The sequence below is a fragment of the Streptomyces sp. NPDC046712 genome, from assembly GCF_040645695.1.
GTDB lineage: Bacteria > Actinomycetota > Actinomycetes > Streptomycetales > Streptomycetaceae > Streptomyces.
The window spans coordinates 83,904-103,553 of record NZ_JBEYYW010000009.1 but is presented as its reverse complement, the minus strand read 5'-3'; the positions used below and the strand labels follow the sequence as shown (position 1 = coordinate 103,553).

General features: G+C 72.5%; 12 protein-coding genes. 8 read left to right on the top strand and 4 right to left on the bottom strand.

From position 1 onward, the window contains the following. Positions 1-29: 29 nt before the first annotated feature. The 4 genes from ABZ939_RS14420 (at position 30) to ABZ939_RS14405 (ending at position 7,291) form a co-directional block, all read left to right on the top strand. Positions 30-1,016, top strand: coding sequence for an SMI1/KNR4 family protein (locus tag ABZ939_RS14420; RefSeq protein WP_361853484.1), 987 nt, complete (start codon positions 30-32; stop codon positions 1,014-1,016). Between the two features lie 7 nt (positions 1,017-1,023). Then, a complete protein-coding gene (locus ABZ939_RS14415; RefSeq protein ID WP_361853481.1) occupies positions 1,024-3,852 on the top strand; it encodes an SUKH-4 family immunity protein in 2,829 nt (942 codons plus the stop codon). Between the two features lie 152 nt (positions 3,853-4,004). Beyond that, a complete protein-coding gene (locus tag ABZ939_RS14410; RefSeq protein WP_361853479.1) occupies positions 4,005-4,946 on the top strand; it encodes a cellulose-binding protein in 942 nt (313 codons plus the stop codon). A 68-nt stretch (positions 4,947-5,014) separates the two neighbouring features. Then, entirely contained in the window at positions 5,015-7,291 is a 2,277-nt protein-coding gene (locus ABZ939_RS14405; RefSeq protein WP_361853476.1) for a VCBS repeat-containing protein, read from the top strand. Between the two features lie 37 nt (positions 7,292-7,328). Here the strand turns inward: ABZ939_RS14405 and ABZ939_RS14400 are convergent, their stop codons facing one another. After that, positions 7,329-8,858: an MFS transporter gene (locus ABZ939_RS14400; protein ID WP_361853473.1), complete on the bottom strand. Its 1,530-nt coding sequence runs from the start codon at positions 8,856-8,858 to the stop codon at positions 7,329-7,331. Positions 8,859-9,167: 309 nt separating this feature from the next. Here ABZ939_RS14400 and ABZ939_RS14395 point away from each other — a divergent pair, with 309 nt between their 5' ends. The 3 genes from ABZ939_RS14395 (at position 9,168) to mfd (ending at position 16,359) form a co-directional block, all read left to right on the top strand. Further along, a complete protein-coding gene (locus ABZ939_RS14395) occupies positions 9,168-9,956 on the top strand; it encodes an ABC transporter ATP-binding protein (RefSeq protein ID WP_361853471.1) in 789 nt (262 codons plus the stop codon). Next, the gene (locus ABZ939_RS14390; protein WP_361853468.1) at positions 9,953-12,526 is read left to right on the top strand and encodes an FtsX-like permease family protein; all 2,574 of its coding nucleotides are present in this window, start codon (positions 9,953-9,955) and stop codon (positions 12,524-12,526) included. The genes ABZ939_RS14395 and ABZ939_RS14390 overlap by 4 nt, the downstream gene beginning before the upstream one ends. A 302-nt stretch (positions 12,527-12,828) precedes the next feature. Then, complete coding sequence (mfd, locus tag ABZ939_RS14385) at positions 12,829-16,359, top strand: transcription-repair coupling factor (protein ID WP_361853465.1); 3,531 nt, start codon at positions 12,829-12,831, stop codon at positions 16,357-16,359. 135 nt (positions 16,360-16,494) lie between these two features. Here mfd and ABZ939_RS14380 read toward each other — a convergent pair whose 3' ends face one another. Together ABZ939_RS14380 and ABZ939_RS14375 are read right to left on the bottom strand one after the other, a co-directional pair. Beyond that, positions 16,495-17,760, bottom strand: a complete 1,266-nt coding sequence (locus ABZ939_RS14380) for an SGNH/GDSL hydrolase family protein (protein WP_361853909.1) — start codon at positions 17,758-17,760, stop codon at positions 16,495-16,497. A 38-nt stretch (positions 17,761-17,798) separates the two neighbouring features. After that, positions 17,799-18,386 carry a TetR/AcrR family transcriptional regulator gene (locus ABZ939_RS14375; protein ID WP_361853462.1) on the bottom strand — a complete coding sequence of 196 codons (588 nt, stop codon included), beginning with the start codon at positions 18,384-18,386 and terminating at the stop codon, positions 17,799-17,801. 93 nt (positions 18,387-18,479) lie between these two features. Between ABZ939_RS14375 and ABZ939_RS14370 the strand changes: the two genes are divergently transcribed. Beyond that, complete coding sequence (locus tag ABZ939_RS14370) at positions 18,480-19,367, top strand: hypothetical protein (protein WP_361853459.1); 888 nt, start codon at positions 18,480-18,482, stop codon at positions 19,365-19,367. A gap of 79 nt (positions 19,368-19,446) precedes the next feature. Here ABZ939_RS14370 and ABZ939_RS14365 read toward each other — a convergent pair whose 3' ends face one another. Next, the gene (locus ABZ939_RS14365) at positions 19,447-19,644 is read right to left on the bottom strand and encodes an antitoxin (RefSeq protein ID WP_361853456.1); all 198 of its coding nucleotides are present in this window, start codon (positions 19,642-19,644) and stop codon (positions 19,447-19,449) included. Positions 19,645-19,650 lie beyond the last annotated feature (6 nt).

Sequence of the window (19,650 nt, the reverse complement as noted above, 5' to 3'; positions counted from 1 at the left end):
GCCAGCAGCCAGCGCAGGGGGCAACCGCCATGACGACAGGTCGGCTCGGGCAGCATGCCGCGCCACCGAACGCGGCTTACGCCGGGCAGGTCGTGCACTTCCCGGACCCGGTCCGCGCCTCCCGGCACCCCAGAGGGGTGCGGGTGGACGAACGGGGTTATCCGGACTTCTCGCCGTACGCCCGGGCGGCGGCGGAGATCGCCGATCCGCCCGAGGGCTTCGGCGTCGACGAGCTGCGGCTGACGGACTACGTGTCGGCGAACGCGACGTTGGCCGCGACCGGCCACGAGCTGTGGGACACCATTCCCGCCGTGGCCACCCCGCACGGCTGGACCTGGCACCACGTGGCGGGCAGCCGGCGGATGGAGCTCGTACCCGTCGAGGTGAAGGCGTTGCTGCGTCACCACGGCGGGGTGTCGACGGCCGCCGTCGACCACGCCAAGCGGGGCACGCGCCCGCTGCAGGAGACCCGGCCGGCGCACTTCGGGCTGCCGAAGGGCCTGGTGTCGGTGACCGAGCAGCAACTGCTCGGCGTGGAGGAGGACCTGGGCTACCGCCTGCCGGGCGCGTACCGCTCCTTCCTGAAGGCGGCGGGCGGTTGCGCCCCGGTCGGTGCGGCGCTCGACGCGGAGCTCGGCCTGCTGGTGGACCAGCCGTTCTTCACGGTGCGCGAGGAGGCGGGGGTCAACGACCTCGTCTACGTCAACAAGTGTCTGCGCGACCACCTGACGAAGGACTACCTGGGTGTCGCGTTCGTCCAGGGCGGGATCCTCGCCGTGAAGGTGAAGGGCGAGGCCGTCGGATCGGTCTGGTTCTGCGCGTACGACGACGCGCGGGATCAGGACGGTTGGAATGTGAACGAGCGCGTGGAGCGGTTGCTGCTGCCGTGCGGCGAGGACTTCGACGCCTTCCTGCAGCGGCTCGCCGGCAATCCGCCGGAGCTGGAGACGGTGGCGAACCTGATGGTGGACGGCGGCTTCGCGCGCGCCGTGCCCGTGGTCCCGGTGGGGGAGTGAGCTGACTGTGGTGACGTTCGCGCAGGCGCAGGAGCGCGCCGAGGAATGGATCAACGGTGACGTGCCGGCGTACCAGCACCGCGAGGTGCGCGTACGGGAGTTCGAGCTGGGCTTCGTCGTGTGGGCGGAGGACCGCGAGCAGGGCCCGACCTCGGACGGTGGCCGGCAGCGGCTGGTCATCGCGCGGGACAGCGGTGAGGCGACGCTGTGGCCCGGGCTGCCGGTGGGTGAGGTGATCCGGCGGTACGAGGAGGAGTACGGGACCTCGGACGAGGCCGGCGCGGGGGCGACGCCGCCCGCGCCGCCGGAGCGGATCGACCTGAACGCGACGTCGTTCCTGCTGAGCCCGCCGGAGTGGCTGCAGGACGCGGCGGACAAGATCGGCCTGCCGAAGGGGCCGAACGCCTCGCAGGCGGGCGGGAGTTCGTCGGCTCCGGAGACGGCGGGCGCGGTGGCGGACGCGTCGCCGTCGGGTGCGACGGCGGATGCCTCGCCCGACACCGGGACGGGTGCTTCCTCGGGTTCGTCGGCGGGCCGTCCGGTCGCCTACGAGCCGACGGCCTCGGACGGGGTGCCGGCGAGCAGCCCGTGGGCGGACGCGAACGCGAGCTCGGGAGGGGCGGAGGGTTCGGTGCCGCTGCCGGCGACGGTCTTCGCGCCGCCGCTCTCGGGCGCGGACGACGAGGACACACCGCCCCCGATCGTGGGCGCGGACGCCCCGACGGCCCTGATGTCGGGCGGCAGCGCGCTGCCGCCCACGGCGATCGCCACCCCGGCCCTGGACCCGAACGCTCCGCCGCCGGCCGGCTCCGGTGACCCGTTCCCGCCGCGTCGCCCGGCGCCCACCGGTGGTCCCGGTGCGCCTGCGGCTCCTGGTACTCCGGCGGCCCCGTCGGGGTCCAGTGGTTCCTTCTCGTCCGGCGGCCCGGCGACCGGTGCGCCCGATGGCCCGGCGTCCGTCGGCGGCCCCGGCTCGGCCGGTACCGCGGGGTCGACCGGCGGCCCGGCGTCCTCCGGTGGTTCCGGTGCGCCCGCGGCCCCTGGTGCCCCGGGAGTGCCTCCGGCGCCAGGCGTTCCGGCCGCCCCGGTGGGGGCGGGGTCCGGTGGTTCCGCCCCGTCCGCCGGCGGACCCGGCGTGCCCCCGGCGCCAGGTGCGCCCGGCACCCCTGGGGCGACGCCCGCTCCCGGGGCCCGGGACATCGCGGACGCCGCCACCAGCAAGGCCGTGCTGTCCCCGCGCGCCGCGCGCGGCAGCGGGGGGAATCCGCCTCCGCCGCCGCAGGCGCCCGGGGCACCCGGCGCGCCCGCGGGAGGGTACGTGCCGACGCAGCTGGTGGCGCAGCTCGGGCCCGACGGGCCCCAGCCGCCCGGGCCGCCCACGCCTCCGCAGCCCGTGCACCAGGCCGCGACGATGCTCGCGCACCCGAGCCAGGGCGGGCCCGGTTCGCCGCCGCCTCCGCCCGCGCCGCCGGGTATGCCCGGCGGGTCCGACGGTGCCGGTGTCGCGCACGCCGCGACGATGCTGGCGCACCCGAGCCAGGGCGGGCCTGGTTCGCCGCCGCCTCCGCCCGCGCCGCCGGGTATGCCCGGCGGGTCCGACGGTGCTGGTGTCGCGCACGCCGCGACGATGCTCGCGCACCCCGGGCCGGGCGGCATCGCCCCGCCCGGGCCGCCCGGGCCCCCCGGTGCTCCGGGCGCTCCCGGGACCCCGCCCGGTGGCGTGCACCACGCGGCGACGATGCTGGCGCAGCCCGGTCCCGGCGGTCCGCCCGCCCCGCCGGTTCCGCCGCCGTCCGCGCCGGGCACCCCGCCCGGTGCACCCACGCCGCCCCCGGCGTACGGGTACCCGCAGCAGCCCTCCGGTCAGCCGACCGTCGGCCCCGGCTACCAGGCCGTACTGCGCTACCGCGCGCCCGACGGCTCCGAGGCCCAGATCATCCGGCGGTCCGCCCCCGGTACCCCGCACCCCGAGTGGCAGATCCTGCACGAGCTGCGCGCCATGAACGTGCCGCCGCAGCAGGTGCTGGAACTCCACACGGAGCTGGAGTCCTGCGAGCTGCCGGGCGGTTACTGCGCCCGGATGATCCGGGAGACCTGGCCACAGGCGCGGATCACCAACATCGCCCCGTACGGCAAGGACCACGCGGGTCGTCAGCAGGGCATGCGGCAACTCCTCACCCATCAGGGCGAACTGCATCAGGTCGCGGACGGACCGGCCCGCCCGGCGCCGGTCCGCGCCCCGCTGCCGCCGGTGCAGCCGGCCCCGCCGATCCCGCCAGAGGGGGTCGCGCAGGAGCTGGCCGGTGCCTTCGGCCCCGGCATCTGCCGGTTCGACCAGCGGGCCGTGTCCCGGCAGGGCGTTCCGGAGATCGTGGCGCTGACACTCGTATGGGCGGGTCTGCCGGCCGATTTCGGTCCGTTCTTCTGGGCCCAGCCCGCGCATCCGGTCGTCCCGACGCTGGCCGAACTCGCGGCGCAGCGGCAGGTCCAGCCGGCGTCCGACGCGGGCTCGTACCTCGTGATCGGCTCGGACTTCGGGCGGGCGATCTGCGTCCAGTACGGGACCGCGCACATCGTCGCCGTACCGGTCGAGGCCGGTCCTGGCGGGCAGCCGGTGCCGCCGCAGTTCGTCAACAGCGGGCTGCCGGAGTTCACCCGGTCCATGGCGCTGCTCGGCCGGATGTGGCGACTGCGGTTCGGGCTCAACCCGGAGCAGGCGGGCCGCTGGACGGTCGACTTCCAGGCGCAGTTGGCGATGCTGGACCCGGCGGCGCTGGCGTCGCCGGAGAACTGGTGGTCGGTGCTCCTGGAGCAGATGTGGGACGGCCTGCTCTAGGGCCCGTCCGCCCCCGATCGGCCGGACAGGCCCCGGCCCGTTCGTGACAGGAGGCGCCCGACGTGTACGTCACGTCGGGCGCCTTTTGTCGTGTCTGATGCCGCCTCATGACGCATCCTTGGCATTTGAGCCCTTACGGAAGGAGCGTCAGGATGCGTTTCGCCGCCGTCGGACGGGGTCGTGGATACCGCCCGGAGCAGGTCGACCGTCACCTCGCCGCGCTCTCCGACGAACGCGACGCCGCGTGGGAGCGGGCGGCCCGACTGACTGTCCTCGCGAAGGAGATGGAGGCGGAGGCCGCCCGGCTGCGCACGGAGGTCGCCGCGCTCGCGCCGCAGCGGTACGAGTCGCTGGGCGACCGCGCCCGGCAGATCCTGGAGTTGGCCGAACAGGAGGAGCAGGCGCTCGTGGCCGCCGCCGAGGCGGCGGCGCAGAGCCTTGCCGATCAGGCCGAGGCCGCGGCGGCGCAGACATCCCAGGAGGCACGGGCATACGCGGACGGGGTCCGGGCCGAGGCCGAGGCCATGGCCAGGGCCGCCTTGGGGACCGCCGAAGCCGGCGCCGAGGAGTTCCGGGCCCACTCCCGCCGCGCCGCCGAGGAGGAACGCGGAGCGGCCCGTGACGACTTCGAGGAGGCGGTCCGCCGAGCGGCGGCGCTGCTGGCCGCCCAGGAGCGGGAGCAGACGGCGGTACGGGAGGACGCCGACCGGGCCGGGCGGGAGCGGGTGGCGGAGCTGGAGGCCCGGCACGCCGAACACGTCGCGCACGCCGAATCCCGTCTCGGCGAGGCGAAGCGCGCCCTCGCGGCCACGGAGGAACAGGCGCGCCACGGCCAGGAGGACGCGGAGGCCCGGGCTGCCGAACTCCTCACGGAGGCCCGACTGCACGAGGAGCGCACCGAACGCGAGACGGAGCGGATCCTCCGCGAGCACGAGGAGGCACGGGACGAGATCCACGCCCACATGAACCACATCCGCACCTCCCTCGCGACCCTGACGGGCCGCACGTCCCCGGAGCCGGAGCACGAGCCGGAGGACGGTGACGAGGGCGAGGGCGAGGGTGAGGGCGGGGGCGAGGGCGAGGACGCGGGCTGAACGCCCTGCCCGGCCGGAGAGTTGCCTGATCCTGCTTGTACCCTCCTGACCCCAAGGGGAGGGAACGCATGATCCACACACGCATGTCCGGACGCCGCCTGACGGCCGCGGCCGTCACCGCCGTTCTCGCAGTCACGGCGGGCACCCTGGCGGCCCCGGCGACGGCGGCTCCGGTGGCGGCGACCGCCTCGGACCAGGACCAGCAGGAGACCAGTGTCTCGTTTCCGCTCGGCGCGGAGGTCGTGAGCGCGGGTACCACAGGCTTCATGTCGCGGACCAACGGCGCCACTCCGGAGTACCGCTGGACGCGGTACGCGGACGGTACGTCGACCGTGCTGCCTGGCGCTGCCCTGGTGACCGGCGGGGTCTCGGACTTCGTGGTGACAGGGGAGGCCGCGGAGCCGATGGACAACCGGGTCGTGACGATCCACGACATGTCCGCGCCGACGGCAGCGCCGGTGGAGGTGGACCTCGACCGGCTCGGGGCTCACTACACCTTCGCGGGCGCGATCGGCTCGACGCTGATCGTCATGGTGGACAAGGAGGAAGGGAGCTGGCAGCCCCACCTCGTCACCGTGGACGGCGGGTCCCTGACGGACCGCCCGGTGACCGGCATGCCGGCGGAGATCTGCGAGCTGAACGTGGCCGCGTACACCACGGGCACCGCGCTCTTCGACTGCGGGCTGGGAATGAACGAGGCCCGCTCCAAGGCCGTCGTCGATCTCGCCACGGCCGCCGTCGTGTCCACGCACGCCCAGGGCGGCGTGCAGTACCGCATGACGGAGGCCGCCGTCTCCGGCACCCACGTGGCCTGGCACGAGAGCGACGGCGCGACGTCGTGGATCGGCGCCGCCCGCCGTGGCTCGGCCGAGAGCAGGCGGGTCGACGCCACGGGCTACTTCAGCGACACCTTCCAGTTGCTCGGCGGCTGGCTGACGTACGGCGAGCCGCGCGCCATCGAGGAGAGCTGGGGCCGCTACGCCGGTGTGCACCCCCGGCCGCCGCGGCCCTTCACGGCGCAGTCGGTCGACACCGGCGAGACCGTCGAGCTCCTCACCCACTTCTCGTCAGCCGTCCCCACCCCCGACGGCTCCCTGATGGTGCGGGGCGGCACCTTGGACAAGGGGGAGGGCCTCTACCGGGTCTCCCTCGGCGAGGGCGGGAAGCAGCCTGTCACCGAGCTGGTCGCACCGACCGGTCAGGCGACCGCCGTGACCCTCCTCGGCACCGCTGTGCCGTCGGTGATCACCGGTAACCAGCTCACCAAGGGCATCGACCTGAGCTGGGACCTGTCCCGGGGGGACGCGTACGTGTGGGTGACGCTGGTTCACGTACGGACCGGCGAGCGGCTGCAGTGGCCGGTCGTGACCGAAGGCGGCACCGCCGCTCCGCGGACCATCAGCTGGCATTGGAACGGCACGGACCTGACGGCCTCCTACTCCACCAGCGCCGCCCCCAACGGCGAGTACACCTGGGAGATCACCGCGGTGCCGAACGAAGGCATCGGCCCGGAGCTGCGGGCGAGCGGGCGGTTCGCGGTGACCCGGCCCGTGGCCCCGCACGACTACAACGACAACGGCACCCCCGACGTGTTCGCGCGTGACACCGGCGGAACGCTGTGGCGGATCGACACCAACAGGACGCCGACCGGCGACGGCGTCCGGAGAGCGGACCTCCGCGAGGTCGGCAGCGGCTGGGGCGGCTACGACCAGATCGAGGCCGTCGGCAACATCGCCGGAGCCGCCCACGCGGACATCGTCGCCCGCGACAAGAGCGGTGTCCTGTGGCACTACCTCGGCAAGGGCGACGGCACCTTGGCCGGGCGCTACAAGATCGGCGCCGGCTGGGGCGGATACAACAAGATCACCGGTGGAAGCGACCTCAACAGCGACGGTAAGCCCGACCTCCTCGCCGTCGACGCCGCGGGCGCCGCCTGGCTGTACAAGGGCACCGGCAGCTGGCGTGCCCCGTTCACCACCCGTGTGAAGCTCGGCACGGGCTGGCACGGCTACAACCAGATCACCGCCACCGGCAACATCGCCGGCGCCCCGGCCGGGGACCTCGTCGGCCGCGACAAGAGCGGCGTCCTCTGGCTCCACCTCGGCAAGGGTGACGGCACCTTCGCCCCCCGCATCAAGATCGGCTCCGGCTGGGGCGGCTACACCCACATGGTCGGTACCGGTGACGGGAACGGCGACGGGCGCCCCGACCTGCTCGTGTTCGAGGCCGGTCTGCACGGCCAGTCGTACTTCTACCCGGGCACCGGCGACTGGCGGGCTCCCTTCAAGGCCCGCGTGCACAGTGACGTGATCACCGACGGCCAGCAGTACGACGCCGGGTTCTGACGGCCCGTCCTGCACCGCCCGTTCCAGGAGGGGAGCTTCAGGCCGAGGGACCCTCGCCCTGAAGCTCCTGGTGCTCCTTGAGGACCGGGAAGCGGCGCGGTGCCAGGAGCAGGAGGACCACCAGGGCCAGGGCCGCCGCCCCCGCCGCGCCCAGGTAGACGTGGTCGACGGCCGCGTCGACCGCGCGGCGCAGGGTGTCGTTCGCGTGGGGGAGGGCCGACGCCAGGCTGTCCAGGTCCTGGCCGACGCCGAGGCGGGAGGCCAGGACCGCGTTGGCGATCGCGCCGAACAGGGCCGCGCCCACGCTCTGGCCGACCTGGCGGCAGAACAGGACGGACGCGGTCGTCGTGCCGCGCTCCTCGTACGGCACCGTCGACTGGACCCCGACGATCAGCGGGAGCTGGAAGAAGCCGAGCGCGCCACCGAGCAGCAGCATGAGCAGGGCCGGCTGCCACGGTTCACCCGGGAACGGGAGGAAGGGGAAGGCGAGCAGGACCAGGAGCGCGAGGGTGATGCCGACGACCGCGGTGAGGCGGAAGCCGATGCGGTTGTACACCCGGTTGGACAGGGCCGCGGTGACCGGCCAGCTGAGCGTCATCGCGGAGAGGACGAATCCGGCGGCCGTGGAGCCGAGGCCGAGCACCGCCTGGGCGTAGGTGGGCAGGAAGACGGTCGGGGCGACCATCACCATGCCGAACGCGCCGAGGGCCAGGTTGACCGCGGCGATCGTGCGACGGCGCCAGATCCAGCCGGGGATGATCGGCTCGGCGGCCCGGCGCTCCACGAGGACGGTCACCCCGGCGAGGAGGAGCGCGCCCACGAAGAGGCCGAGGGAGGGTGCGGACAGCCACGGCCAGGCGACGCCGCCCTGGACGAGCGCGGTGAGCAGGAGGGTCCCGGTCGCGAAGACGGCGACCGCCCCCGCCCAGTCGACGGACATCTTCCGGGGCGGCCTCCGGGGCGCCCTTCGCTCCGGCTCCACCAGATACCGTCCGACCAGCCACAGGGCCACCAGCCCCACCGGCAGGTTGATCAGGAAGATCCAGCGCCAGTCCGCGTACCCCGCGAGGAGCCCGCCGGCCGCCGGGCCCGCGACGGAGGCGGTGGCCCAGACGGAGGAGAGCTTCGCCTGGATCTTCGGGCGTTCCTTCAGCGGATACAGGTCGGCCGCGATCGTCTGGATCGTGCCCTGGAGCGCGCCGCCGCCCAGGCCCTGGACGACGCGGAACGCGATCAGAGAGCCCATGTTCCAGGCCGCCGCGCACAGCAGGGAGCCGATGAGGAAGAGGACGGTTCCGGCGATCAGGACGGGCTTGCGGCCGAAGGTGTCGCAGAGCTTCCCGTACACGGGCAGCGTCACCGTCACGGCGAGCAGATAGCCGGAGAACAGCCAGGAGAAGACCGAGAGCCCGCCGAGGTCGGCCACGATCTGCGGCACGGCGGTGGAGACCACCGTGCCGTCGAGCGCGGTCAGACCCATCACGAGCATGAGCGCCGCGACGACGGGCCCGCGTTCGCGGGGCGTGGTGGCCGATGGCGTGGTCTGCCGCGTCGTCGTCTCGGTCACCCCGGAACCCCTCTCCGCCCACCGGCGCCGACCTGAATGCGTCGTACATCTAATTCGTCGGGACAGCCTCTCACTCGAACCCAGGGTGGAGAACCCCTAGGGGCCCCTCCCCCATAGAGGGCAGGGGCTGTTCGTCCACGCGGAGGAGGAGATGGTCGCTCTTCGGTCTTTAGCTTGGTCTTACGGAAAACCACAGGGCGAAGAGTGCGACAAGCACCAGTGACCGGCCGCCCCAGCTCCCCGCAGACTCGACACGAGCCCGACCCGACCCACGCGTACAACCGCGTACCCAGACATAGGAGACATACCGTGACTTCGGCTGTGACCATCCCCAAGCACGGGGGCACTGGAGGGCGTACGGCCGTCGCCGCGCGGGCGCGGCAGGTCGTCAAGGCGTACGGCGCGGGTGAGACACGGGTGGTCGCGCTCGACCAGGTCGATGTGGACATCGCCCGTGGGCAGTTCACCGCCATCATGGGCCCCTCGGGCTCCGGCAAGTCGACCCTGATGCACTGCCTCGCCGGTCTCGACACCGTCACCAGTGGCGAGATCTACCTCGACGAGACCGAGATCACCGGGCTGAAGGACAAGCGGCTCACCCAGCTGCGGCGGGACCGGATCGGCTTCATCTTCCAGGCGTTCAACCTGCTGCCGACCCTCAACGCGCTCGAGAACATCACGCTGCCGATGGACATCGCCGGCCGCAAGGCGGACCCGGAGTGGCTCGACCGCGTCGTGTCCACGGTCGGCCTCGCCGACCGTCTCAAGCACCGGCCCAACCAGCTCTCCGGCGGTCAGCAGCAGCGCGTCGCCGTGGCCCGCGCGCTCGCCGCCCGCCCCGAGATCATCTTCGGCGACGAGCCGACCGGAAACCTCGACTCCCGCGCGGGGGCGGAGGTCCTGGGCTTCCTACGGCAGTCCGTCGACGAGCTCGGGCAGACCATCGTGATGGTCACGCACGACCCCGTCGCCGCCAGCCACGCCGACCGCGTCCTCTACCTCGCGGACGGCCGGATCGTCGACGAGATGTTCCGGCCCACCGCCGACGCCGTACTGGACCGGATGAAGGACTTCGACGCGCGCGGGCGGACGTCATGACCGTCCTGAAGACCTCGCTGCGCAACTTCTTCGCGCACAAGGGCCGCATGGCGCTCTCCGCCGTCGCCGTCCTGCTCTCCGTGGCGTTCGTGAGCGGCACGCTCGTGTTCACGGACACCATGAACACCACCTTCGACAAGCTCTTCGCGTCGACGGCCTCCGACGTCACCCTCAGCCCCAAGGACGCGACGGTCGACGACGAGACGCCGCAGACCGGCCGTCCCGAGACGCTGCCCGCCTCCCTCGTGGAGAAGGTCCGCAAGGCCGAGGGCGTCAAGGACGCCCAGGGCGCGGTGATCTCGCTGAGCGTCACCGTCGTCGACTCCGGCAACAAGAACGTCGGACCCACCAGCGGTGCCCCGACGATCGCCGTCAACTGGAGTGCCAACGAGCTGCGTTCGGTGGACATCGCCTCCGGCCACGAGCCGCGCGGACCCACCGACGTGATGGTCGACGCCGGCACGGCCGAGAAGCACAAGCTGAAGATCGGCGACGAGCTGCGCACCATCGCCGTCACCGGCGACTTCAAGGCGAAGATCTCCGGCATCGTCGAGTTCAAGGTCACCAACCCCGGTGCCACGGTGGTCTACTTCGACCTTCCCACCGCCCAGCGTGAACTCCTCGGCAAGGAGGGCCTGTTCACCCAGATCACGGCCGACGCCGCGCCCGGCGTCAGTGACGAGAAGCTGAAGAGCAACATCGTCGCCGCGGTCGGCGGCGGGTACACGCTCCAGACCGCGGCCGAGGTCGCCGACGCGGGCCGCGAGGACGTCGCCGGGTTCCTCGACGTCATGAAGTACGCGATGCTCGGCTTCGCCGGAATCGCCTTCCTCGTCGGCATCTTCCTCATCGTCAACACCTTCTCCATGCTGGTCGCCCAGCGCACCCGCGAGATCGGCCTCATGCGGGCCATCGGCTCCAGCCGCAAGCAGGTCAACCGCTCCGTCCTCATCGAGGCGCTCCTCCTCGGTGTGGTCGGCTCGATCGCCGGTGTCGCGGCCGGCGTCGGACTCGCCGTCGGTCTGATGGAACTCATGTCGTCCATGGGCATGGAGCTGTCCACCGAGGACCTGACCGTGAAGTGGACGACGCCCGCCGCCGGCCTGCTCCTCGGCATCGTCGTCACCGTCCTTGCCGCGTACATCCCGGCCCGCCGGGCCGGCAAGGTCTCCCCGATGGCCGCTCTGCGCGACGCCGGGACCCCGGCCGACGGCAAGGCCGGCCTGGTGCGGGGCGGGCTCGGTCTGCTGCTCACCCTGGGCGGCGCCGCCGCGCTGTGGACGGCGACCCAGGCGGAGAAGGCCTCCGCCGGCTCCCTCTGGCTCGGCCTCGGCGTCGTGCTCTCCCTCATCGGCTTCATCGTCGTCGGACCGCTCCTCGCGGGCGGCATCGTCCGGGTCCTCGGCACGGTCGTCCTGCGGGTGTTCGGCCCGGTCGGCCGGATGGCCGAGCGCAACGCGCTGCGCAACCCGCGCCGTACGGGTGCCACCGGCGCGGCCCTGATGATCGGGCTCGCGCTCGTCGCCTGTCTGTCGGTGGTCGGCTCGTCGATGGTGGCCTCGGCCACCGAGGAGCTGGACCGTTCGGTCGGTGCGGACTTCATCGTCCAGTCGAGCAACGGCCAGCCGATCATGCCGCAGGCCCAGGCCGCCGTGGAGAAGACCCCGGGCCTGAGTCACGTCACCGAGTACACCTGGGTCGAGGCGACGATCACCGACCCGAAGGGCAAGGCCGTGAAGAAGGGCCTGGTCGCAGCCGAACCGACGTACGCCCAGGATCTGCGGCGCGACACCACCGCGGGCACCCTGGCGAAGGCGTACGACCCGAAGGCGATGTCGGTCGGCAGCGACTACGCCACGGAGCACGGTGTGAAGGTCGGCGACGAGCTGACCGTCGCCTTCAAGGGTGGCCAGAGCGCCAGGCTGAAGGTCGCGGCGATCACCTCGGACGAGAACAACGTCGACAAGGGCGTGATGTACACCAACATCACCACCGCGGAGCAGTATCTGCCCGCCGACAAGCTGCCGAAGAGCATGATCATGTTCGCGACGGCCGAGGACGGCAAGGAGACGGAGGCGTACGCGGCCCTCAAGGACTCGCTCGCCGCCTATCCGCAGTACAAGGTGCAGAACCAGGCCGACTACAAGCAGGACCTGAAGGACCAGGTCGGCCAGCTGCTCAACATCGTCTACGGGCTGCTGGCGCTCGCGATCATCGTCGCCGTGCTCGGCGTGGTGAACACGCTCGCGCTGTCGGTGGTCGAGCGGACCCGGGAGATCGGCCTGATGCGGGCCATCGGCCTCTCCCGCCGCCAGCTGCGCCGCATGATCCGCCTGGAGTCGGTGGTCATCGCCCTCTTCGGCGCCCTGCTCGGCCTCGGCCTGGGCATGGGCTGGGGTACGGCGGCCCAGAAGCTGCTGGCCCTGGAGGGCCTGGGGGTCCTGGAGATTCCGTGGCCGACGATCCTGACGGTCTTCGTCGGCTCGGCGTTCGTGGGCCTGTTCGCGGCGCTGGTCCCGGCGTTCCGCGCGGGCCGGATGAACGTCCTGAACGCGATCGCGACCGAGTAGGGGTCACGGGCGCGGAACGGGGGTGGGCCGGGCCCGGTGGAGCATTCCGCCGGGCCCGGCCCGTGGCGGTTCCGGTGGAGCATTCCGCCGGGGCGGCCCGTGGCGGTTGCGTACGGGCTCGGGTCCCTTCTGTACAGAACCGTACGGTTCGTCGCGCCGCGTCGATCCGGCCGACGGGTGACCGTCAGCGGGCCGTCGTAGGCTGGGGGAGCCCCCGGCCCACGAGCCGGGACCACCCGGCCCGTGAGACGTGTCGGGCTGTTCGCGTTGCCCGCTGCCGTAACCCACCGGGATGGAAGTCCATGAGCCTGCACGGTCTGCTCGACGTCGTCGTCAAGGACGCGGCCCTCGCCGAAGCGGTGAAGGCCGCGGCGGACGGCAACCGCGGCCACGTGGATCTGGTCGGTCCGCCGGCCGCGCGGCCCTTCGCGGTCGCCGCGCTCGCCCGGGACGCCGGCCGGACCGTCCTCGCCGTCACCGCGACCGGCCGGGAGGCCGAGGACCTGGCCGCCGCCCTGCGCAGCCTCCTCGACCCGGACACGGTCGTCGACTACCCCTCCTGGGAGACGCTGCCGCACGAGCGGCTGTCGCCGCGCTCCGACACCGTCGGCCGCCGCCTCGCCGTGTTGCGCCGCCTCGCCCACCCGTCCGCCGACGACCCGTCCGCCGGCCCGGTCTCCGTGGTCGTCGCGCCCGTACGGTCGGTGCTCCAGCCGCAGGTCAAGGGCCTCGGCGACCTGGAGCCCGTGGCGCTGCGCACCGGGCAGACGGCGGATCTGAACGAGATCGTGGAGGGCCTCGCGGCCGCCGCGTACTCCCGGGTCGAGCTGGTCGAGAAGCGCGGCGAGTTCGCCGTGCGCGGCGGCATCCTGGACGTCTTCCCGCCGACCGAGGAGCACCCGCTCCGGATCGAGTTCTGGGGCGACGACGTCGAGGAGATCCGTTACTTCAAGGTCGCCGACCAGCGCTCCCTGGAGGTCGCCGAGCACGGCCTGTGGGCGCCGCCCTGCCGCGAGCTGCTGCTCACCGAGGACGTGAAGGGGCGCGCCGCCGCCCTCGCGGAGGAACACCCCGAGCTGGGCGAACTCCTCGGCAAGATCGCCGAGGGCATCGCCGTCGAGGGCATGGAGTCCCTCGCCCCCGTTCTGGTCGACGACATGGAGCTGCTGCTCGACGTCCTGCCCAAGGGCGCCATGACCGTGGTCTGCGACCCCGAGCGGGTCCGTACCCGGGCCGCCGACCTCGTCGCGACGAGCCAGGAGTTCCTGCAGGCTTCCTGGGCGGCCACCGCCGGTGGCGGCGAGGCGCCGATCGACGTCGGCGCGGCCTCCCTCTGGGGGATCGCGGACGTACGGGACCGGGCGCGCGAACTCGACATGATGTGGTGGTCGGTCTCCCCGTTCGCCGCCGACGAGACGCTCGACGCGGACACTCTGAAGCTGGGCATGCACGCCCCGGAGACGTACCGCGGTGACACCGCCCGCGCCCTCGCCGACACCAAGGGCTGGCTCGCCGACGGCTGGCGCACGGTCTATGTGACCGAGGCGCACGGCCCGGCGACCCGCACCGTCGAGGTGCTCGGCGGCGAGGGCATCGCGGCCCGTCTCGAGGCCGACCTGGGGGAGATCGCCCCGGCGGTCGTCCATGTGGCGACCGGTTCGATCGACTACGGCTTCGTCGACCCGGCCCTCAAGCTCGCCGTGCTCACCGAGACCGACCTGTCCGGCCAGAAGGCGGCCGGCAAGGACGGCCAGCGGATGCCGGCCAAGCGCCGCAAGACCATCGACCCGCTGACCCTGGAGGTCGGCGACTACATCGTGCACGAGCAGCACGGCGTCGGCCGCTACATCGAGATGGTCCAGCGGACCGTCCAGGGCGCCACCCGCGAGTACCTTCTCGTCGAGTACGCCCCCGCCAAGCGCGGCCAGCCCGGCGACCGCCTCTACATCCCCACCGACCAGCTGGAGCAGGTCACCAAGTACGTCGGCGGCGAGGCGCCCACGCTGCACCGGCTCGGCGGCGCCGACTGGACGAAGACCAAGGCGCGCGCGAAGAAGGCGGTCAAGGAGATCGCCGCCGACCTGATCAAGCTGTACAGCGCCCGGATGGCGGCCCCCGGCCACGCCTTCGGTCCCGACACCCCCTGGCAGCGCGAGCTTGAGGACGCCTTCCCGTACGCGGAGACCCCCGACCAGCTGTCGACCATCGCCGAGGTGAAGGAGGACATGGAGAAGACGGTCCCGATGGACCGGCTGATCTGCGGCGACGTCGGCTACGGCAAGACGGAGATCGCCGTCCGGGCGGCCTTCAAGGCGGTCCAGGACGGCAAGCAGGTCGCGGTGCTCGTACCGACCACGCTCCTCGTCCAGCAGCACTTCGGCACGTTCTCGGAGCGGTACTCGCAGTTCCCCGTCATCACCCGCGCGCTCTCCCGCTTCCAGTCGGACACCGAGTCCAAGGCGACGATGGAGGGGCTGCGGGACGGCTCCGTCGACATCGTCATCGGTACCCACCGCCTCTTCTCCTCCGAGACCAAGTTCAAGGACCTGGGTCTGGTCATCGTCGACGAGGAGCAGCGCTTCGGCGTCGAGCACAAGGAGCAGCTGAAGAAGCTGCGGGCCAACGTCGACGTCCTGACGATGTCCGCCACGCCCATCCCCCGTACGCTCGAGATGGCCGTCACCGGCATCCGCGAGATGTCGACGATCACCACCCCGCCGGAGGAGCGGCACCCGGTCCTCACCTTCGTCGGCCCGTACGAGGAGAAGCAGATCGGCGCGGCCATCCGCCGTGAACTGCTGCGCGAGGGCCAGGTCTTCTACATCCACAACCGCGTCGAGTCGATCGACCGGGCCGCGGCCCGGCTGCGCGACATCGTCCCGGAGGCGCGGATCGCCACCGCCCACGGTCAGATGTCCGAGTCGGCCCTGGAGCAGGTCGTCGTCGACTTCTGGGAGAAGAAGTTCGACGTGCTGGTCTCCACGACGATCGTCGAGTCCGGCATCGACATCTCCAACGCCAACACCCTGATCGTGGAGCGCGGCGACAACTTCGGCCTGTCGCAGCTGCACCAGCTGCGCGGCCGGGTGGGCCGTGGTCGCGAGCGCGGTTACGCGTACTTCCTCTACCCGCCGGAGAAGCCGCTGACCGAGACCGCGCACGAGCGGCTGGCGACGATCGCCCAGCACACCGAGATGGGCGCGGGCATGTATGTGGCCATGAAGGACCTGGAGATCCGCGGCGCGGGCAATCTGCTCGGCGGTGAGCAGTCCGGTCACATCGCGGGCGTCGGCTTCGACCTGTACGTACGGATGGTGGGCGAGGCGGTCGCCGACTACCGCGCCTCCCTGGAGGGCGGGGTCGAGGAGGAGCCGCCGCTGGAGGTCAAGATCGAGCTGCCGGTCGACGCGCACGTCCCGCACGACTACGCGCCGGGCGAGCGGCTGCGCCTCCAGGCGTACCGCGCGATCGCCTCCGCCAACACGGAGGAGGACGTCAAGGCGGTACGGGAGGAGCTGACCGACCGCTACGGCAAGCTGCCGGAGCCGGTGGAGAACCTGCTCCTGGTCGCCGGTCTGCGGATGCTGGCCCGGGCCTGCGGTGTGGGCGAGATCGTGCTCCAGGGTCCGAACATCCGCTTCGCCCCGGTGGAGCTGCGGGAGTCCCAGGAGCTCCGCCTCAAGCGCCTCTACCCGCGCACGGTCATCAAGCCGGCCGTCCACCAGATCCTGGTGCCGCGTCCGACGAGCGGGAAGATCGGCGGGAAGCCGGTCGTCGGGCGCGAACTGCTCGCGTGGACGGGGGAGTTCCTGACCACGATCCTGGGGTCGTAGCCGCCCGGCTCGCGCCTCGTAGTTCGCGGCTCGTAGTTCGTGGCTCGCGCCTCGTGGTTCGCGGCTCGTGGCTCTTGGCTGGTACTGGCTCCGGGGGCCGGCCGTGCGCGGCCGGCCCCCGGAGGTCACGAGGGCTCAGAGCGCGTCGATGTCCAGCGCCTCGGCCATCGCCTTGTATCCGGCGTCGCCCGGGTGCAGGTGGTCGCCCGAGTCGTAGGCCGGGAGGATGCGGTCCGGGTCGGCCGGGTCGGCCACGGCGCGGTCGAAGTCGACCACGGCGTCGTACGCGCCGGAGGTGCGGACCCATGCGTTGAACGCGTCCCGCTTGGCCTCGATGGCCGGGGTGTCGTAGAACGAGCCCTTGACCGGCGTCAGGGTCGCGCCGATCACCTTGATCCCCTTGGCGTGGGCCTGCCGGATCAGGGAGCGGTGGCCCTGGATCAGCTCGTCGACCGACACCTCGGGGGTGCCGCCGCTCGGGAAGGTGCTGCCGCCGAAGTCGTTGATGCCCTCGAGGAGGACGACCGTGCCCACGCCCCGCTCGGTGAGGACGTCCTTCTTGAAACGGGCGACGGCCTTCTCGCCGGCCCATTCCCAGTCGTTGGTGACCTGGTTGCCGCCGATGCCGTGGTTGAGGACGCTGCGCGGCTTCCCGGCGGCGGCGAGACGCTCGGCCAGCTCGTCGGGGTAGCGGTTGTCGGCGTCGTTCGTGCCGCCGACGCCGTCGGTGATGGAGTCGCCGAAGGTCACGATGCCGTTCCGGCGCGGGGCCTGCCCGCCGGAGACCTCGACGCCGGAGAGGTAGTACCAGGAGGTGCTGGTCTCCGTGAACGCCGAGCCGCTGTCGTCGGAACGGTGGTCGCCCTTCGCGCGGTAGCTCGTGGCGCCGGCGAAGTGGTGGAAGGTGGCGGGACCGGTCTGCTCGGCCAGGTAGAGGGTGACGGTCACCGATTCGAGCGCCTCGACGGTGAACGGCACCCCGTCGCTGAATATCGTGCCGCCGGCCGGGACGGTGACGGAGCGCGCGCCGCCGAAGGACAGCTGACGCGCCGAACCCGCCTGGACCGCGCCGCCCTCGGCCGTGCGGGCGACCGTCGCTCCGGTGATCTTCAGCGGGGTGGTGCCGTAGCGGTTGGACAGTTCGATACGGGCCTTGGTGCCGCCGGTCGTGACACGGACGACCTGCCGGACCGTGTGGTCGGAGAAGCCGTCGGTCGACCAGTTCGGAGCGAAGGGTGCCGCCGGCTGCTGCACCGAGGTGGCCCATGCGCCGCGCCAGGCACCGCCGTGCCCTTGTTCGGCGGCGACGGCGGCACCGGAGGGAAGTGCCGTCAGGACGGCGGCGCTCACGACGGCGACGGTCGTGAGGCGTAAGGACTTCGTGAGGTTGGACGTGGTCATCGTGGTCATACACGTGATCAATCGGAGTCCGACTTCGGTTATTCCCGGGGGAGTTGTGACCGGTCGGACGCGAACAGCAGCCCGGCGAGGGCGCGGAAGACCTCCTCCGGGTCCTGTTCGCCGACCGGGCCCGCGAGGTTGTGGCTGAGCAGCAGCGTCGCGAAGCCGTGGGCCAGGGACCAGGCCGCGACGCCCGCGAGGCGCGGGTCGGGGCCCCGGCCGTCGGCGGGCACGCCCGCGACGCTCTCGCGCAGCCGTGCGCCGGCCCGTTCCTTGGCGGCGAGCAGTTCCGGGTCGTCGGGGCGGTGCAGGTCCGGCTGGAACATGACCTGGAAGTGCGCCGGGTGTTCGGTGGCGAAGCGCACGTACCGCACGCCCGCGTCCTTCAGCTCCTTCGCCTCGCCGAGCGCCTCCGCCAGCAGGTCGAAGCCCTCGGTCGCGACGGCGGTGAGCAGCCCCGCGCGGTCCTTGAAGTGGTGGGCGGGGGCCGCGTGCGAGACGCCCGCGCGGCGGGCCAGATCGCGCAGGCTCAGGGCCGACGGGCCCTCGGTGGCGATGACGTCGAGGGCGGCGGTCAGGACCGCCTGCCGCAGGTCGCCGTGGTGATAGGTGCGCCGACTGCTCATGGACAGCAGCCTACGCCGAATCTAGGCATTGACAAGTTCGGGAGGGTGGGAGCAATCTAGTCATCGTCAAGATGGAGTGATGAGGAGGCGACCATGACCGTGGAACCGCTGGACACCGTGGAGCCCGGACGCGTACGGCAGATGTGGCATCTGCTCGAACCGCTCCACGCGCTGCTCTACTACGCACCCGAGGCGTTCGAGGAGGCCCGTGCGCTCGGTTACGACGTGGCGGAGCGCTGGCCGAGCTACTTCGCCTGGCGCTCGGCCCCTCTCGGGCCGGCCGGTGCGGAGCGGATCGGCTCCGCCTTCTACAGCTTCAGCCCCGAGATGGTGGCCCGGTACGTACCGGAGATCTGGCGGACGGCCGAGCCCGCCAAGGTGTTGGACGCCCGGCTGCGCGCTGTCGACCTCGCCTACCGCGCCGTCCTCGGCTCCGAGGTCGTCGACGGGCCCGACATCGCAGAGGCGGCCGGGCTCGCCCGGCGGGCCGCCGAGGCCGTCGTGACCGCCGGCCGGCCGCTCGCCGCCGCCAACGCCGAACTGCCCTGGCCCGAGGCCCCGCACCTGGTCCTCTGGCAGGCCGCGACGATCCTGCGCGAGCACCGCGGGGACGGGCACCTGGCCGCGCTCCTCGCCGCCGGGCTCGACCCGGTGGAGTCCCTGGTCTCCTTCGCGGCCGTCGGGGCCGCGTCCGAGCAGACCTTCGCGAGCCGCGGCTGGAGCGAGCCCGCCTGGGCCGCCGCCCGCGACAGGCTGACCGCCCGGGGTCTGCTCGCCGCCGACGGCACGGTCACCGACGCCGGCCGCGCCCTGCGCGCCCAGGTGGAGCTGCGTACGGACGAACTGGCCGCGGCCCCCTGGCTCGCCCTCGGGCCCGAGTCCACCGCCCGGCTCGCCGAACTCCTCGGAGGACCCTGGCTGGCCGTCATCGGCTCCGGGCTGCTGCCCGGCGAGAACACCCTGGGGATCGGCAAGATCTGAGGTCGCCGGCGCAGCGGGGGCGCATCACGGCCGCGGAGTGCTCGAAGCGCTCCGCGGCCGTACGTGTGCGGGGGAGCCGTCAGCTCGGCGGCTGCTGGGGGTCCTGTCCGCGCTCCCGGTCGATGTACTCCTGTGCCCTCTGCTGGGCCTGGTCGACCTTGCCGGCGTGCTTCCCGCCGGTCCGCTTGTCGATCATGTCGCCGCCGCGTTCGACGCCCTGCTGGGCCTTGTCCGGGTGCTGGCCCATCATGCCCTTGAGCTTGTCCATGATCCCCATGATGTG

Coding starts and splice junctions, on each gene's coding strand:
- ABZ939_RS14380 (WP_361853909.1), bottom strand. CDS start 17,760: ATGACCACGTCCAACCTCACGAAGTCCTTACGCCTCACGACCGTCGCC.
- ABZ939_RS14405 (WP_361853476.1), top strand. CDS start 5,015: ATGATCCACACACGCATGTCCGGACGCCGCCTGACGGCCGCGGCCGTC.
- ABZ939_RS14375 (WP_361853462.1), bottom strand. CDS start 18,386: ATGAGCAGTCGGCGCACCTATCACCACGGCGACCTGCGGCAGGCGGTC.
- ABZ939_RS14390 (WP_361853468.1), top strand. CDS start 9,953: ATGACCGTCCTGAAGACCTCGCTGCGCAACTTCTTCGCGCACAAGGGC.
- ABZ939_RS14370 (WP_361853459.1), top strand. CDS start 18,480: ATGACCGTGGAACCGCTGGACACCGTGGAGCCCGGACGCGTACGGCAG.
- ABZ939_RS14365 (WP_361853456.1), bottom strand. CDS start 19,644: ATGGGGATCATGGACAAGCTCAAGGGCATGATGGGCCAGCACCCGGAC.
- mfd (WP_361853465.1), top strand. CDS start 12,829: ATGAGCCTGCACGGTCTGCTCGACGTCGTCGTCAAGGACGCGGCCCTC.
- ABZ939_RS14410 (WP_361853479.1), top strand. CDS start 4,005: ATGCGTTTCGCCGCCGTCGGACGGGGTCGTGGATACCGCCCGGAGCAG.
- ABZ939_RS14420 (WP_361853484.1), top strand. CDS start 30: ATGACGACAGGTCGGCTCGGGCAGCATGCCGCGCCACCGAACGCGGCT.